This window comes from Variovorax sp. GW823-FHT04F07, assembly GCF_058795995.1.
In genome coordinates this window covers 221,337-237,221 of record NZ_JBXAIG010000002.1, presented here as the reverse complement: position 1 = coordinate 237,221, position 15,885 = coordinate 221,337, and the positions used below count along the sequence as shown (strand labels likewise).

20 protein-coding genes are annotated in these 15,885 nt (G+C 68.7%); 9 read left to right on the top strand and 11 right to left on the bottom strand.

Going from position 1 to position 15,885, the window contains the following annotated elements:
- Positions 1–56: 56 nt before the first annotated feature.
- A complete protein-coding gene (locus AC1RAA_RS10185; RefSeq protein WP_492729680.1) occupies positions 57–548 on the bottom strand; it encodes a hypothetical protein in 492 nt (163 codons plus the stop codon).
- 231 nt (positions 549–779) lie between these two features.
- Here AC1RAA_RS10185 and gdhA point away from each other — a divergent pair, with 231 nt between their 5' ends.
- Entirely contained in the window at positions 780–2,123 is a 1,344-nt protein-coding gene (gdhA, locus tag AC1RAA_RS10180) for an NADP-specific glutamate dehydrogenase (protein WP_095744520.1), read from the top strand.
- A 26-nt stretch (positions 2,124–2,149) separates the two neighbouring features.
- Here gdhA and AC1RAA_RS10175 read toward each other — a convergent pair whose 3' ends face one another.
- Both AC1RAA_RS10175 and AC1RAA_RS10170 read right to left on the bottom strand, forming a co-directional pair.
- Positions 2,150–2,389, bottom strand: coding sequence for a hypothetical protein (locus tag AC1RAA_RS10175; RefSeq protein ID WP_062476589.1), 240 nt, complete (start codon positions 2,387–2,389; stop codon positions 2,150–2,152).
- A 55-nt stretch (positions 2,390–2,444) separates the two neighbouring features.
- The gene (locus tag AC1RAA_RS10170; RefSeq protein ID WP_095744521.1) at positions 2,445–2,939 is read right to left on the bottom strand and encodes a MerR family transcriptional regulator; all 495 of its coding nucleotides are present in this window, start codon (positions 2,937–2,939) and stop codon (positions 2,445–2,447) included.
- 69 nt (positions 2,940–3,008) lie between these two features.
- Here AC1RAA_RS10170 and AC1RAA_RS10165 point away from each other — a divergent pair, with 69 nt between their 5' ends.
- The gene (locus AC1RAA_RS10165; protein ID WP_492729682.1) at positions 3,009–4,250 is read left to right on the top strand and encodes an NADH:flavin oxidoreductase/NADH oxidase family protein; all 1,242 of its coding nucleotides are present in this window, start codon (positions 3,009–3,011) and stop codon (positions 4,248–4,250) included.
- A gap of 7 nt (positions 4,251–4,257) precedes the next feature.
- On the opposite strand, the gene AC1RAA_RS10160 is transcribed toward AC1RAA_RS10165, so the two are convergent.
- Genes AC1RAA_RS10160 through AC1RAA_RS10150 form a run of 3 tightly spaced genes read right to left on the bottom strand, consistent with a single transcriptional unit; the run spans position 4,258 to position 6,745 of the window.
- A complete protein-coding gene (locus AC1RAA_RS10160; protein WP_492729684.1) occupies positions 4,258–5,385 on the bottom strand; it encodes a phosphatidate phosphatase App1 family protein in 1,128 nt (375 codons plus the stop codon).
- Positions 5,382–5,900: a dihydrofolate reductase gene (locus AC1RAA_RS10155; RefSeq protein ID WP_492729845.1), complete on the bottom strand. Its 519-nt coding sequence runs from the start codon at positions 5,898–5,900 to the stop codon at positions 5,382–5,384. The genes AC1RAA_RS10160 and AC1RAA_RS10155 overlap by 4 nt, the downstream gene beginning before the upstream one ends.
- Positions 5,901–5,905: 5 nt before the next feature.
- Positions 5,906–6,745 (bottom strand): thymidylate synthase, encoded by an 840-nt coding sequence (locus AC1RAA_RS10150; protein ID WP_070059729.1) that lies wholly within the window; start codon positions 6,743–6,745, stop codon positions 5,906–5,908.
- Positions 6,746–6,781: 36 nt separating this feature from the next.
- Here AC1RAA_RS10150 and nthA point away from each other — a divergent pair, with 36 nt between their 5' ends.
- From nthA to AC1RAA_RS10135, 3 genes are read left to right on the top strand one after another with little or no spacing between them, the layout of a single operon-like run.
- On the top strand, positions 6,782–7,420 hold the full coding sequence (nthA, locus tag AC1RAA_RS10145; RefSeq protein ID WP_492729686.1) for a nitrile hydratase subunit alpha: 639 nt from the start codon (positions 6,782–6,784) through the stop codon (positions 7,418–7,420).
- Positions 7,417–8,082 carry a nitrile hydratase subunit beta gene (gene nthB / locus AC1RAA_RS10140; RefSeq protein ID WP_492729688.1) on the top strand — a complete coding sequence of 222 codons (666 nt, stop codon included), beginning with the start codon at positions 7,417–7,419 and terminating at the stop codon, positions 8,080–8,082. The genes nthA and nthB overlap by 4 nt, the downstream gene beginning before the upstream one ends.
- Complete coding sequence (locus AC1RAA_RS10135; protein ID WP_492729689.1) at positions 8,079–8,456, top strand: nitrile hydratase accessory protein; 378 nt, start codon at positions 8,079–8,081, stop codon at positions 8,454–8,456. The genes nthB and AC1RAA_RS10135 overlap by 4 nt, the downstream gene beginning before the upstream one ends.
- Here the strand turns inward: AC1RAA_RS10135 and AC1RAA_RS10130 are convergent.
- Together AC1RAA_RS10130 and AC1RAA_RS10125 are read right to left on the bottom strand one after the other, a co-directional pair.
- Positions 8,453–9,880, bottom strand: a complete 1,428-nt coding sequence (locus AC1RAA_RS10130) for an FAD-binding oxidoreductase (protein ID WP_492729691.1) — start codon at positions 9,878–9,880, stop codon at positions 8,453–8,455. The two genes, AC1RAA_RS10135 and AC1RAA_RS10130, sit on opposite strands and share 4 nt — an antisense overlap.
- Entirely contained in the window at positions 9,877–10,290 is a 414-nt protein-coding gene (locus AC1RAA_RS10125) for a DUF2069 domain-containing protein (protein ID WP_489057548.1), read from the bottom strand. The genes AC1RAA_RS10130 and AC1RAA_RS10125 overlap by 4 nt, the downstream gene beginning before the upstream one ends.
- A gap of 66 nt (positions 10,291–10,356) precedes the next feature.
- Between AC1RAA_RS10125 and AC1RAA_RS10120 the strand changes: the two genes are divergently transcribed.
- Positions 10,357–11,568 (top strand): YihY family inner membrane protein, encoded by a 1,212-nt coding sequence (locus AC1RAA_RS10120; protein ID WP_492729693.1) that lies wholly within the window; start codon positions 10,357–10,359, stop codon positions 11,566–11,568.
- Positions 11,569–11,590: 22 nt separating this feature from the next.
- Here the strand turns inward: AC1RAA_RS10120 and AC1RAA_RS10115 are convergent, their stop codons facing one another.
- Entirely contained in the window at positions 11,591–11,941 is a 351-nt protein-coding gene (locus tag AC1RAA_RS10115; RefSeq protein ID WP_492729695.1) for an Mpo1-like protein, read from the bottom strand.
- Positions 11,942–12,039: 98 nt separating this feature from the next.
- Here AC1RAA_RS10115 and AC1RAA_RS10110 point away from each other — a divergent pair, with 98 nt between their 5' ends.
- Together AC1RAA_RS10110 and AC1RAA_RS10105 are read left to right on the top strand one after the other, a co-directional pair.
- The gene (locus AC1RAA_RS10110) at positions 12,040–12,423 is read left to right on the top strand and encodes a thioredoxin family protein (RefSeq protein ID WP_492729697.1); all 384 of its coding nucleotides are present in this window, start codon (positions 12,040–12,042) and stop codon (positions 12,421–12,423) included.
- A 21-nt stretch (positions 12,424–12,444) separates the two neighbouring features.
- The gene (locus AC1RAA_RS10105; RefSeq protein WP_062476626.1) at positions 12,445–13,110 is read left to right on the top strand and encodes an NAD-dependent epimerase/dehydratase family protein; all 666 of its coding nucleotides are present in this window, start codon (positions 12,445–12,447) and stop codon (positions 13,108–13,110) included.
- 24 nt (positions 13,111–13,134) lie between these two features.
- Here AC1RAA_RS10105 and AC1RAA_RS10100 read toward each other — a convergent pair whose 3' ends face one another.
- Positions 13,135–13,941 carry an alpha/beta fold hydrolase gene (locus AC1RAA_RS10100; RefSeq protein WP_492729699.1) on the bottom strand — a complete coding sequence of 269 codons (807 nt, stop codon included), beginning with the start codon at positions 13,939–13,941 and terminating at the stop codon, positions 13,135–13,137.
- Position 13,942: 1 nt separating this feature from the next.
- Entirely contained in the window at positions 13,943–15,253 is a 1,311-nt protein-coding gene (locus AC1RAA_RS10095) for an O-acetylhomoserine aminocarboxypropyltransferase (RefSeq protein ID WP_369644093.1), read from the bottom strand.
- 148 nt (positions 15,254–15,401) lie between these two features.
- On the opposite strand from AC1RAA_RS10095, the gene AC1RAA_RS10090 reads away from it, so the two are divergent.
- Complete coding sequence (locus tag AC1RAA_RS10090) at positions 15,402–15,860, top strand: CBS domain-containing protein (protein ID WP_062476634.1); 459 nt, start codon at positions 15,402–15,404, stop codon at positions 15,858–15,860.
- Positions 15,861–15,885 lie beyond the last annotated feature (25 nt).

Here is a 15,885-nt window from a genome sequence, read left to right as displayed (position 1 = left end):
CAGGCGAGCGCGCCCTGGATCCGGGGCGCCTGGCCTTCATCGTCCACGGTTCCCGGTCAGAGCTCGCGGTAGTCCCGGATGCGCGCGCGAGCGAGCTGCTGCGCCGCTGCAATGGCCGCCGGATCGGCCGCGGCCGCATCGGGCAGCCAGTGGAAGGTGTCCGGGCCGTGGCACAGCAGCAGGCCGTCCTTGAAGCGGCGGGCCTTGGTGTAGGCCTCCCAGCCGTGGCGCACCTCGCTGTGGCGGCCCCGTGCGTGGGAGCCGCTCTCCGACAGCGAGAAGTCGATCTCGTCGTTGTAGAAGGGGCTCTGCCTGAAGCGATGGAGGGCCAGCCGGGCGATGGCCGGCGCGCTCAGCAGCAGCGCGATGCCGACCGCGAAAACGACCGCCAGGACGGGAAACCCTTCGTGGACGCACACGGCCAGGGCCAGGGCGAACAGCAGCGCCAACGGCCACTTGAACCGGACCCACCAGACCTGCTGCAGGTTGCGCAGGAAGCCGGTGAGCACATGCGCCTGCGAGAACTGGAAGCGGTAGCTGATCTGCATCTTTGAATTCCGAGACGGGCCGTGCGGGAGGGCGCGCGGGGCGGGATTCTGACCGCTTTTGCGGCCGCCTGTGCGCCCGGGCGATGTTCCAAGTTGGGGCCTCACCACGCTACGCGCCTCAAACAACGCACCTTGTTAGGGCTTTGCGCCTCAATCTGGTTCTCCGATCCGGCAAAATGCAGGATTCGCATAAGGTTATGCACCGTTTTGGAAAACAGAGGATTGATTGGAATGAAGCACGCATCCGTCGGGGGGTTCCTCGCACACGTCGCACAACGCAACCCCGGACAGCCCGAGTACCTGCAGGCCGTGACCGAAGTGATGGAGAGCCTGTGGCCCTACATCGAGAAGCACCCCAAGTACACGAGCCACAGCCTGCTGGAGCGGCTGGTCGAGCCCGAGCGCGTGATCATGTTCCGCGTGTCCTGGGTGGACGACCACGGCGAGGTGCAGGTCAACCGCGGTTTCCGCATCCAGCACAGCCTGGCCATCGGCCCCTACAAGGGCGGCATGCGTTTCCATCCCTCGGTGAACCTGTCGATCCTCAAGTTCCTGGCCTTCGAGCAGACCTTCAAGAACGCGCTGACCACGCTGCCCATGGGCGGCGGCAAGGGCGGCGCCGACTTCGACCCCAAGGGCAAGAGCCAGGGCGAGGTGATGCGCTTCTGCCAGGCCCTCGTGACCGAGCTGTTCCGCCACGTGGGCTCCGACACCGACGTGCCGGCCGGCGACGTGGGCGTGGGCGGGCGCGAGGTCGGCTTCATGGCCGGCATGGTCAAGAAGCTCACCAACCGCGCCGACTGCGTGTTCACCGGCAAGGGCCTGAGCTTCGGCGGCTCGCTCATCCGCCCCGAGGCCACCGGCTACGGCAACGTCTACTTCGCGCAGGAAATGCTCAAGCGCAAGGGCCGCAGCTTCGACGGCCTGCGCGTGAGCGTCTCGGGCGCGGGCAACGTGGCGCAGTACACCATCGAGAAGGCCATGGCGCTGGGCGCCAAGGTGGTCACGGTGTCCGATTCGAGCGGCACCGTGGTCGACGAAGAAGGCTTCACGCCCGAGAAGCTGGCCGTGCTGATGGACGTGAAGAACCACCTCTACGGCCGCGTGAGCGACTACGCCGAGCGCACCGGCACCCGCTTCGTGGCCGGCGCCACGCCGTGGCACGTGCCAGTCGACGTGGCGCTGCCCAGCGCCACGCAGAACGAGCTCAATGAGGAAGACGCGCGCACGCTGGTGAAGAACGGCGTGGTGTGCGTGGCCGAAGGCGCCAACATGCCCTCGACCATGGAGGCCGTGAAAGTGCTCGAAGGCCACGGCGTGCTGTACGCGCCGGGCAAGGCCAGCAACGCGGGCGGCGTGGCCACGTCGGGCCTGGAGATGAGCCAGAACGCGGCCCGGTTGTCATGGACGCGCGACGAGGTCGATGCGCGCCTGCTGCAGATCATGCAGGGCATCCACGAGTCGTGCCTGCACTACGGTTCACGCGCCGACGGCAGCGTGAGCTACGTGGACGGCGCGAACATCGCCGGCTTCGTGCGCGTGGCCGATGCGATGCTGGCGCAGGGCGTGGTCTGAGCGTGACCTGAGCGTGCGGGCGCACCTCAGAGTTCGATGAACGAAGAGGTCGCCTTGTTCAGGGCCAGGCGGCCCTTCGCGGTGATCGACTCCACCTGGGCCAGCTGACGGATCGCGCGCTCGTCGGGCGCGTGCTCCGACGGCGGAATGAAGGCAGTCACGAGATCAGCGGCACGCAGCACGCGCAGCCTGTCGATGTCTGCGGGCGTGTGGAGGACGTATGGCAATTTCTGCTCGGCGAGGGTCCGAAGAAATTCCATGGACATGGGTCGTCTCCTTGTGTTGAGGGGAGGGCGGTTCGGACATTGTGCGCACAAACAATTAGCGCTGTCTAAACCCTGCGCCGCGCATGCCTTTCGAGGCGTGTACCGAAGTTTCCAGTTCTTTCTGCGGGCGCGAAGGACGTGCCACTTTGTTTCTGGTCGTCGCCATGCTTTCGGCCAGCGTGGCGGGGTCCATGCATTCGCCGGCGGCCCAGGTCTGTCGCAAGGTGGTGCGCAGGTCGGTCAGGTCGCGCCGCTGCGCGCGCAGGCCGGCCATGAGCTGGTCGATTTCGCGCACGCGGCCGTCGAGCCGCTCGAGCAGGTCGTCCCCCGAAAAGACCTCGCAGCCCGCGAAGGCGCTGCGCAGGCTGTCCAGCGAGAAGCCGAGGTTCTGCGCGATCTGGATCAGCTGCAGCCGCTTGAGCGCGGCCTCGGTGTAGACGCGGTACCCATTGGCGCCGCGCTCGGGCGCGGGCAGCAGGCCGCTTTGTTCGTAGAAGCGGATGGCCGAGGGCGCCATGCCGGTCTTGTCTGCCAATTCACCGATCTTCATATCGCTTGACCTTCAAGTTGGCTTGAATCTTAGCATCGGGTTTTTCCACTTCACCACCCGGTCCTCATCGTGAACTCCTCGCCGCTTTTCCTGCCGCTGACCCTGCCCAACGGGAGCGTCCTGCCCAACCGCCTGGCCAAGGCCGCCATGGAGGAAAACATGGCCGATGCCGGGCAGTTGCCGGGCGCGGCGCTGCACGACCTCTACCGCGTCTGGGCGCAGGGCGGGGCGGGCCTGATCCTCACGGGCAACGTGATGATCGACGGCCGTGCGCTCACCGGCCCGGGCGGCGTCGTGCTCGAAGCCGATACGCCGCTCGAGCGCTTCACCGAATGGGCCGCGGCCGCGCGCAGCGGCGGCGCGCAGGTGTGGATGCAGATCAACCATCCGGGCCGGCAGGTGCAGATCAGCATGGGCGGCACGGCGTGGGCGCCGTCGTCGGTGGCGCTCGACCTGGGCAAGCACAGCAAGCTTTTCGTGCAACCCAAGGCGATGAGCGAGGCGGAGATCGCCGAGACCGTCGACCGCTTCGCCGCCACGGCGCAGGCCGCCGAGCGCGTGGGCTTCACCGGCGTGCAGGTCCATGCGGCGCACGGCTACCTGCTCTCGCAGTTTTTGTCGCCGCTGACCAACCAGCGCACCGATGCCTGGGGCGGCAGCCTGGAGAACCGCGCGCGCTTTCTGCTCGACGTGGTGCGTGCCGTGCGGGCCCGCGTGGCGCGCGGCTTCGCCGTGGCCGTCAAGCTCAACTCCGCCGACTTCCAGCGCGGCGGCTTCTCGGAGAACGATGCGAAGCAGGTCATCCGCTGGCTCAACGACGAGGCCGTGGACCTGGTCGAACTGTCGGGCGGCAGCTACGAGAGCCCGGCGATGCAGGGCCGCACCGCCGACGGCCGCACGCTGGCGCGCGAGGCCTACTTCCTGGAGTTCGCCCGGGAGCTGGCCGCCGAGGCGCGCATGCCGGTCATGACCACGGGCGGCATCGTGCGCCGCGCCGTCGCCGAACGGGTGCTGGGAGAAGGCGTCGCCGTGGTGGGCATGGCCACCGCGCTGGCCGTGGCGCCCGACCTGCCCGCACGCTGGCGCGCGGGCGAAGACGCGGCGGCGCAGAGCCCGCAGGTCGACTGGAAGGACCAGGTCATGGCCGCGCTGGCGCGCATGGCGCTGGTGAAGCGCCGGCTGCGCACGCTGCGCCCGGGGCGCAACGCAGCGCCCGCGCATTCGCCGTTCCTGACCCTGGTGCTCGACCAGCTGCGCACGAAGCGGCTGACGAAGCGCTACCGGCGCTGGTTGGGCGCGCGCACGGCGTGAGCCGCCGCTATCGATTGGCCGGTTGAATGGGCCAGGCGGTGGTGTCGGGCCGCAGCAGGTGCCAGACCACGGGCGCGATGCCTTCGAAGGTGGCGCGGTAGCGGTCGGACAGCCGGTTCTCGTCGGTCACGTCGCGGATCACGATGCCGTCGATGCGCTGCGGATGCGCACGGAACACCTGCGCGTAGATCTCGGGATCGGCCTCGCCCGAATCGCCCACGAGCAGGAAGCGGCGCTGCGGAAATTCGGCCAGCAGCCGCTCGATCACGCCGAGCTTGTGCGCGCGCGAGTCTTCGGCGCTGGGGATCAGCGTGCGCCACGTCGTGCTTTCGCGCAGGTGCATGCTGCCGGCGGGAAAGTCGGCGTCGCGAATGAAGTCGGTGAGCGCGGGGTACAGCTGGATCGGGCTGCCCGAGAGGTAGTGAAAGCGCGTGCCGGGCGCCTGCGCCAGCGCGCGGTAGTGCGCCGCCATGCCCGGCGCGGCCTCGAAGCGGCGCGCGAAGGTGTTCAGCAGCATCTCGCGCCGGTCGCGCACCTGCGTGCGCTTGATGGTGTCGTCGATGTCCGAGATGACCGACACGCCCTGCGCCGGCACGATCTGCGCACGGCCGCGAAAGCGCGGCAGCAGCTCGCCCGGGCCGGTCACGCCATGGAAGGGCAGCCACTCCTGCGACGCCGGGATGTGCGAGGCCTCGATGACCGCGCGCAGGTTGCTGCGGCCGTCGGCGCCCGTGGACGGCATCGTGAGGCGCGTGGCCGAGCCGTCGAAGACGACGTCGATCACCTTGTCTTCTTCCGACTCGGCATGGAACAGCGCCGTGCGCTGGCTGAAGCGCAGCCGCGCGGCCGGCGTGAGCTTCTTCAGGTTCATGCCGAGGTAGCGCGCGAGCGCGGCGTCCAGGCCCCAGCGGTGCTCGCGCTCGAACACCCAGGCATGCACGTCGACCTCGAGCCGGCCATCGGCCGTGGGGCGCGCGGTGCCGGGCATGAACAGCGCCTCTTCGTCCGACTCCAGCGGCCCGGCAGCCTGCAGGGCCTGCAGCGGCGCGAGGCCGGCGAGCAGGGCGGCACCGGCCAGCACGGTGCGACGCGACAGTTGTGGCGAGGTACCGGGCGCGCGGTACTTGATCGTCATGCAGTGACGCGTTCGTAGGTCACGAAGCTGAAGGGCAGGCCGTCCTTGGCCGAGACGTGCGACTCGCGCTGCGTCTCGCGCCACACGGCGGCGTCGAGCACGGGGGCGTGCGCGTCGCCTTCGTAGTCGCGCGCGATCTCGGTGACCACGGCGCGCTGGGCCAGCGGCTCGGCTTCGGCATAGATCTGTGCGCCGCCGATCACCCAGACTTCGGGCGAGTCCGACGGCGTGCACAGCGACAGCGCATCGGGCAGGCTGCCGACCGCTTGCGCGCCTTCGGCTTGCCAGTCGGTCTGTCGCGTGACCACGATGTTCCGGCGGCCCGGCAGCGGACGAAAGCGCGGGGGCAGCGAGTCCCAGGTCTTGCGGCCCATCACCACGGGCGCGCCCGCGGTCTGCTGCTTGAAGTGCGCCATGTCCTCGGGCAGGTGCCAGGGAATGGTGTTGTTCACGCCGATCACGCCGTTGGCGGCGCGCGCGAAGATCAGGTTGATGCGGGGCGTGGCGACGTTCATGGCACTCACACCGCCACCGGCGCCTTGATCGGATCGCCGTGCTTGTAGTCCAGCACCTCGAAGTCTTCGTACTGGTAGTCGAAGATCGAGTCGGGCTTGCGCTTGATGTTCAGCGTGGGGTAGGGGAAGGGCGTGCGGCTGAGCTGCAGCTTCACCTGCTCGGCGTGGTTGCTGTAGATGTGGCAGTCGCCGCCGGTCCAGATGAAATCGCCCACGTCGAGGTCGCACTGCTGCGCCACCATGTGCGTGAGGAGCGCGTAGCTGGCGATGTTGAAGGGCACGCCCAGGAAGATGTCGGCGCTGCGCTGGTAGAGCTGGCAGCTGAGCTTGCCGCGCTCGCCCTCGGCCTGCGGTGGCGCCACGTAGAACTGGAAGAAGGCGTGGCAGGGCATGAGCGCCATCTTCGACAGCTCGGCCACGTTCCAGGCGCTCACGATGATGCGGCGCGAGTCGGGGTTGGTCTTCAGCGTCTTGATGACGTCGGAAATCTGGTCGATGTGGCCGCCATCGGGCGTGGGCCAGCTGCGCCACTGCACGCCGTACACCGGGCCCAGGTCGCCGTCTTCGCGCGCCCATTCGTCCCAGATGGTGACGCCGCGCTCCTTGAGCCAGTTGTTGTTGCTCGAGCCGGTCAGGAACCACAGCAGTTCCTGGATGATGGACTTGAGGTGCACCTTCTTCGTGGTCACCAGCGGAAAGCCCTCGTTCAAGTCGAAGCGCATCTGATGGCCGAACACGCTCTTGGTGCCCGTGCCCGTGCGGTCGCTCTTGAACACGCCGTGCGTGTCGACGTGGCGCATGAAATCTTCGTACTGGGAGCGGACGGGGCGGGCTGGGAGGGTCATGTTGGGAATTTTACGGGGCGGCGCTAGCATCGGCCGATGACCGGCCATGACCACTCCCACGACCATTCCCACGACCACAGCGAACTCGGCGAGATGGACCTGCGCGTGCGCGCCCTCGAAAGCGTGCTCACGCAAAAAGGCTACATCGACCCCGCCGCGCTCGACGCGCTGATCGACACCTACCAGACCCGCATCGGCCCGCGCAACGGCGCACGGGTGGTGGCGCGGGCCTGGGTCGACCGCAAGTTCCATGACTGGCTGATGGCCGACGCCACGGCGGCCATCGCCTCGCTGGGCTACACCGGCCGCCAGGGCGAACACATGGTCGCGGTGGCCAACACCGACGACCAGCACCACATGGTCGTCTGCACGCTGTGCAGCTGCTACCCCTGGCCCGTGCTCGGGCTGCCGCCCACCTGGTACAAGAGCGCACCCTACCGCTCGCGCGCCGTGAAAGACCCGCGCGGCGTGCTGGCCGACTTCGGCACCACCTTGCCCGAGACCACGCGCATCCGCGTCTGGGACTCGACCGCCGAGGTGCGCTACCTCGTGATCCCACAGCGCCCGGCGGGCACCGAGGGCTGGAGCGAAGACGAACTCGCCGCGCTGGTCTCGCGCGATTCGATGATCGGCACGCGCGTGGTCGAGGCGCCGTCGGCAAGGAGCGCGACATGACCTACACGACCCACGCCGACCTCGGCGGACAACCCGGCTTCGGCCCCGTCACGCCCGAGCCCGAGGGCGAGCTGTTCCACGGCGCCTGGGAGCCGCGCGCGCTGGCGCTCACGCTGGCCATGGGCGCCACCGGCTCCTGGAACATCGACACCAGCCGCGCCGCGCGCGAGACGCTGCCCGATTACCGCGACCTGAGCTACTACCAGATCTGGCTCGGCGCGCTGGAGCAGCTGATGCTGCAGCGCGGCCAGGTCTTCGCGGACGAGATCGAATCCGGGCAGATGCACCATCCGGCCGCGCCGGTCGCCCGCGTGCTGCAGGCCGCGAACGTGCCCGCCGTGCTCGCCAAGGGCTCGGGCACCGAGCGCCCCGCATCGGCGCCCGCGCGCTTTGCGGTCGGGCAGGCCGTGCGCATGCACCTCGGGCGGGTCGACCACCACACGCGCCTGCCGGGCTACGTGCAGGGCAAGCGCGGCACGATCGAACACATCCACGGCGCGCACGTGTTCGCCGATGCGAATGCGCAGGGCCTCGGCGAGCAGCCGCAATGGCTCTACACCGTGGTCTTCGACGAAGCCGAGCTGTGGGGCGACGCCGCGCCGCGCCAGAACCTCGCGGTATCGGTCGATGCGTGGGAAAGCTACCTGGAGCCCGCGGCATGAAGGCGAACGACATGCCGCCGCTCGCACTCGCCCCGGGCATGCCGCGCGACGCCGACGGGCCGGTGTTCAGGGAACCGTGGGAGGCGCAGGCCTTCGCGATGACGCTGGCGTTGCACGAGCGCGGGCTGTTCAGCTGGGTCGAATGGGCCGAGGCGCTGGCCGCCCAGATCACCGCCGCGCAGGCCGCGGGCGACCCGGACACGGGCGACACCTACTACCGTCACTGGCTCGCCGCGCTCGAAGGCCTCGTGGCCCGCAAGGGCGCGAGTTCCGGCGACGAGCTGGCCCGCTACCGCCACGCCTGGGACCATGCGGCGGAGCGCACGCCGCACGGGCAGCCGATCGAGCTGCGCGGCGAAGACTTTCCGGGCTAGACGCGGATCACGCGGCCAGGGTTCAGGATGTTCTTCGGATCGAGCCCGCGCTTGATCGCCCGCATCATCTCCAGCGCCACCGGCGACTTGTGCTTCTCGAGCTTGTCGACCTTGAGCGAGCCCACGCCATGCTCGGCCGAGAACGAGCCGCCGAACTGCTCGACCGCGTCGTAGACCAGCGTGTTGATGCGTTCTTCCTCGTTCTTCAGGAAGGCCTTGGTGTCGATGTTCTCGGGCGCCTGCACGTTGTAATGCAGGTTGCCGTCGCCCAGGTGGCCGAAGTTCACCAGCCGCACGCCGGCGATCTCGCGTTTCAGCAGGGCGTCGGTGGCTTCCACGAAGGCCGGGATGCGCGACACGGGGATCGAGATGTCGTGCTTGATGTTCAGCCCCTCTTCGGCCTGCGCGAGCGGAATGCTCTCGCGGATGTGCCAGAGCTGGTGCGCCTGCGTGAGGTTTTCCGCCACTACCGCATCGCTCACGCAGCCGTCTTCGAAGGCGGTTTCGAGCAGCGCCTCGAAGCGCGCGCGGGCGTGGTCCTCGGACTCGCTGTCGGAGTTCTCGAGCAGCACGCAGTAGGGCACGGCCTCATCGCCGATGAAGGGCACGCGCAGCTGCGGCATGTGCTTGTCGACCAGGCTCAGCGCGAACTTGCCCATCACCTCGAAGCCCGTGAGGCCCGAGCCCAGGTGCTTGTGCGCCAGGCCCAGCAGCGTGACCGCATGGTCGAGCGAGGGCACGGCCGCCCAGGCCGTGAGCTGCGCGGCGGGCAGCGGGTACAGCTTCATGGTAGCGGCGGTGATGACGCCCAGCGTGCCTTCGCTGCCGACGATCAGGTCGCGCAGGTCGTAGCCCGTGTTGTCCTTGCGCAGGCCGCTCGTGCCTTCCCAGATCTCGCCCTGCGGCGTGACCACTTCCAGGCCCAGGCACAGGTCGCGCGTGTTGCCGTAGCGCACGACCTGCGTGCCGCCCGCGTTGGTCGCGAGGTTGCCGCCGATGGTGCAGCTGCCCTCGGCCGCCAGGCTCAGGGGGAACAGGTAGCCGGCTTTCTCGGCCGTTTCCTGCAGGGTCTGCAGGATGCAGCCGGCCTCGACGGTCATCGTGAGGTTGGCGGCGTCGATGTTGCGGATGGCGTTCAGGCGCTGCAGGCTCAGCACCACCTGCGTGCCGCTGTCGTCGGGAATGGAGCCGACCGCCAGGCCGGTGTTGCCGCCCTGCGGAATGACGGCCGTGCCGGCCGCGGCGCAGGCCTTGACCACGTCGGCCACCTGCTGCGCATTGGCCGGGCGCACCACGGCGAGCGACTTGCCGCGCGCGCGCTTGCGCCAGTCCTGCTCGTAGGCCGCGAGGTCGCCCTCGGTCAGCACGTGCGTGGCGCCGACGATGGCGCGCAGTTGGTCGATGAGGGAAGAAGAGGTGGTCATTGGGCGGAAGCCTCCAGGGGACGGGCAGCAGCGGCGGCCTTGGCGTGGCGCAGGCGAAGGCGCACATGCCACGCGCAGGCCGCGAAGAGCACGAGGCACAGCAGCACCTCGACGAGCGCAAGGATTTGTCCCACGCCGTTGGTGTCGCTCCAGGCGCGCACCACGCCTTCGGTGAAGTAGAGCCAGATCATCAGGCTGACCCAGCGGTAGGTGTACATGCGGTTCTTGTAGAGCCCCGCGAGCGGAATGACCAGCGGCAGCACCTTCAGCGCCAGCAGCGAGCCGCCCGGGCGCAGCGGCGCCAGCCACAGCTCCCAGGCCAGGCCCAGCACGATCAGGCCGACGAGGCTGCCCACGGCGGCCCATCGGGTGGCGCGGACGGAAGAGGGCGGGAGTGGGGTGTCGGACACAGTGGCGGCGAAAGAGAGAGGGGGAGACGCACTGGGTGTGGCGCGTCTCGGGAAAGAGCGGATGGCATGATACCGGCCATGAATCGCAGGCAGCTTTGGAGGGATCTTTCGCGCTTTCCTTGGCGCAACACCGCCGCAGTGCTGGGCGAGCGTTTCCGCGAAGACCGCCTCGGCCTCACGGCCAGCAGCCTGACCTTCACCACCACCATCGCCATGGTGCCGTTCTTCACGGTGGCGCTGGCCCTGTTCACCGTGTTCCCGATGTTCGCCACCATGCAGGGCCGCCTGCAGCGCTGGCTGATCGAGAGCCTGATTCCCGACAACATCGCGCGCCAGGTGCTGGGCTACCTGAACCAGTTCGCGAGCAAGGCCAGCGGGCTGGGCATCGCGGGCCTGGTGGTGCTGCTGATCACCGCCATCGCGCTGATCCTCACGATCGACAAGACGCTCAACAACATCTGGCGCGTGCGCACGCCGCGGCCGCTCGCGCAGCGGGTGCTGATCTACTGGGCCACCATCACGCTGGGGCCGCTGATCCTTGCGGTGAGCCTGTCGACCACCTCGTACGTGTTCGCCGCCTCGCGCGACGTGGTGGGCGGAGGCATCGTCAAGCTGGCTTTCGACACCCTGGAATTCCTGCTGCTCGCGGCCGGCATGGCCGGGCTGTACCACTACGTGCCGAACACCACGGTGCGCTGGTCGCATGCCTGGGCCGGCGGCCTCTTCGTGGCGGCGGCCATCGAGATCGCCAAGCGCGTGCTGGGCTACTACCTGAGCCTGGTGCCGACCTACTCGGTGCTGTACGGCGCCTTCGCCACCTTCCCGATCCTGCTGGTGTGGATCTACGTGGCCTGGGTGATCGTGCTGCTGGGCGCCGTCATCGCGGCCTACCTGCCGAGCCTGCTGACGGGCGTGGCGCGTCGGGGCGGCGCGGCGGGCTGGCCGATGCAGCTCGCGATGGAAGTGCTGCAGCACCTGGCACGCGCGCAGGCCACGCCGGTCAAGGGCATGGGCGCGAGCGAACTGCTGACGCGCATGCGCGTCGACGGGCTGCAGCTGGCGCCGGTGCTCGAGACGCTGGTGCGGCTCGACTGGATCGCGCCGCTGGCCGAGGAGCCCGCCAACCAGGACCCGCGCTACGTGCTGCTGGCCGACCCGTCGACACCCATCGAGCCGCTGCTGCGCGAGCTGCTGATGCCGCGCGCCGAGCCGCTGGAAGACCTGTGGCAGAAGGGCCCGCTGCGCACGCTGCGGCTGGGCGACGTGCTATTGATCTAGGAGCGTCCTGGCGTTCGGGCCGTCAGATCTTGACGCGGCCGGCCCAGATGTCCCGGTACATCGTCCAGTCGCCCATGAAGGAATACAGCGGGCGCTTGAACGAGGCCGGCTTGTTCTTCTCGAAGCCGAAGTGCCCGACCCAGGCGAAGCCGTAGCCCGCCACCAGCCCGGCCAGCAGCCACCACGGATTGAGCGTGACCACCAGGGCCGCGAGGCACAGCAGCGAGATCGTCGAGCCCGCGAAATGCAGCCGCCGGCAGGTGACGTTGGCGTGCTCGGTCAGATAGAAGGGATAGAACTCGGCAAAGCTGGTGAAGCGGCGCGGATCGACCGGGGCCGGCGCGTCCGGTGCGGCAGGGGTGGAGGTGTTCATCGTGGGTCTCCTGCGCCCCGCAGGGGCTTTGTTGATAATAGCCACGACCCCGCGGCCGCACCACCCGGGTTCGCCATCCCACCTTCGCCGTATCCACCTTGAGCGCTGTTCCCGTCGTCCCCGTCGATTCTTCCGCCGATGCCAACGCGATGTGGGTCGTGTGCCTGTGCGCCGAATGGTGCGGCACCTGCCGCGACTACCGGCCGCTGCTGGCCGAGCTGGCGCAGGCGCACCCGCAGTTCCGCTTCGCCTGGGTCGACATCGAAGATCACGCCGAGATCGCCGACGCCTTCGACGTCGAGACCTTCCCGACCTTGCTGGTGGCGGGCGCCGACGGCACGCGCTTTCTCGGTCCGCTGCTGCCGCACATCGAAACGCTGTCGCGCCTGCTCGGTGCGCTGCAGCCGCCGCAGCCTTCCAGCCTCGACGTCGACCTGCTGCTGGCCGTGCTCGAGAAAAAGCCCGCGGCCTTCGCGGTCTGACCGCTTCGGAGCTTCCTTCCCATGAACATCCTGATCTTTGGCGCCACCGGCATGGTGGGGCAGGGCGTGCTGCGCGAGTGCCTGTTGGCGCCCGACGTGGAACGCGTGGTCGCCGTGGGACGCAGCGCCACCGGGCAGCAGCATCCCAAGCTGCAGGACCTGGTGCACAAAGACATGTACGACTACCGCGCCATCGAGTCGCAGCTGACGGGCTTCGATGCCTGCTTCTTCTGCCTGGGCGTGTCGTCGGTCGGCATGAAGGAGCCCGAGTACAAGCGCATCACCTACGACCTGACGATCGCAGCCGCCACCGTGCTGGCGCGGCTCAACCCGGGCATGACCTTCACCTACGTGACGGGCGCGGGCACCGACAGCAGCGAGCGCGGCGAACGCATGTGGGCGCGTGTGAAGGGCGCGACCGAGAACGCGCTGATGCGTCTGCCGTTTCGCGCGTCCTACATGTTCCGGCCCGGCATGATCCAGCCGCTGCACGGCGTGCGCTCGAAGACGCCGCTGTACGACGCCGCGATCGTGGTGCTCAAGCCCGTGCTCGGGCTGGCCCACCGCTGGTGGCCCGACCGCGTGACCACCACCGAGAAGGTGGGCCGCGCGATGCTCGCGGTGGCGCGCCGGGGTGCACGCAAGGTGCTGCTCGATCCGGCGGACATCAACGCGCTGGGCAGCTGAGCCGCCCCGCGTTCTTCGCAGTTTTCAGCCCGCGACGAAGTCGCGCAGCGCGAACAGCACCTCGTCCGGCGCCTCGCTCATCAGCGCGTGGCCGGCATGCACCGTCACCACCTTGGCATTGCGTGCCTTGCTCACCAGCGCCTTGGTGGCGCGCGGCGGCGTCATCTGGTCGGCGTCGCCCAGGAGGAACAGCACGGGGCACTGCACCTTCTCCATCGCCGCCTCGCCGTTGGCGTAGTCGTTGCAGGCCTTGAAGCCGATGTGGAACACGTTGGCCTCGCGGTTGCTCGCGAGCACGCGGCGCATCAGCGCGCGCGAGCTGCCGTACAGCCAGGTGCCCGGGCCGAGCGACGAAGGCGGCGGCGCCAGCAGCGAGTGCGAGAAGGTGTTGACCATCGCGATGGCGCGCTGCGGATCGCTCACCGAGCTTTCGAGCAGCGCGGGCGACACCACCATCGGGTAGGCCGTGCCGACCATCGCGAGCTGCGTGATGCGCTCCGGGGCACGTGCCGCGGTTTCGAGCGCGATCAGCGAGCCGAAGCTGTGGCCGACCAGCGCGGCCTTCTGCACGCCCGCCGCATCGAGCAGCGCGATGACGAACTGCGCCGCCTCTTCCACGCTGGCCGGTGGCGCGCCGGCGCTCTTGCAGTGGCCCGGCAGGTCGACCGCCAGCACGTTCCAGCCGTGGTTGGCGAACCAGCGGCTTTGCAAGATCCACACGCTGTGGTCGTTGAGCACGCCGTGGATGAACACCACCGTGGGCTTGGCCGCATCGAAGGGCTTGCCGGCGGTGTAGCAGTAGGTGTCGTGGCCGTTGACGGTGTAGTTCATCTCAGGCACCCGCCTTTTCCGCGGCCTTCAGCGCGCGCTTGAGGTCGTCGATCAGGTCGGCCGGGTCCTCGAGGCCGATCGACAGGCGAATGGTGCCCTGCGAAATGCCCGCACCCGCCAGCGCCTCGTCGGTCATGCGGAAGTGCGTGGTGCTGGCCGGGTGGATCACCAGGCTGCGGCAGTCGCCCACGTTGGCCAGGTGGCTGAACAGCTTGAGCGCCTCGATGAAGGCTTTGCCCTGCGCGCGGCTGCCCTTGATGTCGAAACTGAACACCGCGCCGGCACCGCGCGCGCCGTGGCGCAGCAGCTTCTGCGCGAGCGCATGGCTCGGGTGCGACTCGATCAGCGGATGTCCCACGCGCGACACGAACGGATGGCTGGCCAGGAACTCGACCACCTTCTGCGTGTTGTCGATGTGGCGCTCCATGCGCAGCGGCAGCGTCTCGATGCCCTGCAGGATCAGCCACGCCGTGTGCGGGCTCATCGAGGCGCCGAAGTCGCGCAGGCCTTCGCGGCGCGCGCGCAGCAGGAAGGCGCCCACGGTGCTTTCCTCGCTGAACACCATGTTGTGGAAGCCGTCGTAGGCCTGCGTGAGCTCGGCGAACTTGCCCGACTTCTCCCAGTCGAAGCTGCCGCCGTCGACCACCACGCCGCCAATGACGGTGCCGTGGCCCGACAGGAACTTGGTGGCCGAGTGGTAGACCAGGTCGGCGCCCCAGTCGAAGGGCTTGATGAGGTAGGGCGAGGTGAGCGTGGAGTCGACCAGCAGCGGCACGCCGGCTTCGTGGGCGATATCGCTCACGGCGGGAATGTCGAGCACATCGAGGCCCGGGTTGCCCACCGTTTCGCCGAAGAAGAGCTTGGTTTCGGGGCGCACCGCGGCGCGCCAGCCATCGAGGTCACCGGGCTTCACGAAGGTGGTCTCGATGCCGAAGCGGCGCATCGTGTAGTGCAGCAGGTTCTGCGAGCCGCCGTACAGCGCCGTGCTGGCCACGATGTGCGAGCCCGCGCCCATCAGCGTGGCGACCGACAGGTGCAGCGCCGCCTGGCCGCTGGCCGTGGCGATGGCGCCGATGCCGCCTTCGAGCGCCGACACGCGTTGCTCCAGCACCGCGTTGGTCGGGTTGCTGATGCGCGAGTAGACGTGGCCGGCGCGTTCCAGGTTGAACAGCGCGGCTGCGTGGTCGCTGGATTCGAAGACGAAGGAGGTCGTCAGGTGGATGGGAACGGCCCGCGCGCCGGTGGTGGGGTCGGGGGCGGCGCCGGCGTGCAGCGCGAGGGTGTCGAAACCGGGGTCGGAATAACCGGGCATGAAGGCCTTTCTGTTGTCTCTTCGCAATGCCCCGTGACGCCGGCAATGCTTGCACAGGCGACAGGGGCGTTCGGGTCGGCGTCGATTGTGGGCTATATTCAAATCGGCACGACGCCGAGAACGACGAATCCCCGAGAGGAGCACCACCATGAAAGTCAGCGACATTCTTCGCGTCAAGGGCAACACGCTCTTCACCACCACGCCGGACGACCCGCTGGCGGAAGCCGCCAAGACCATGGCGGACAAGGACATCGGTTCGCTGGTGGTCATGGAGCACGGCGACCTGGTCGGCATGCTCACCTTCCGTGAAGTGATCGTGGCGGTCGTCAACAACGGCGGCCAGGTCGGGACCACGCTGGTGCGCAAGGCCATGGACGACGCGCCCGTCACCTGCACGCTCGAAACCGACCTCGACGAAATCCGCCGCATCATGCTGGAGCGCCACGCGCGCTACATGCCCGTGATGGACAAGCGCATGCTCATGGGCGTGATCAGCTTCTACGACGTGGCCAAGGCCGTGGTCGACGCGCAGAACTTCGAGAACAAGATGCTCAAGGCGTACATCCGCGACTGGCCGGAAGACGAGAGCAACGAAAAGGCCGGCTGAGCCCGGCCGGCCGATGGACGGACCG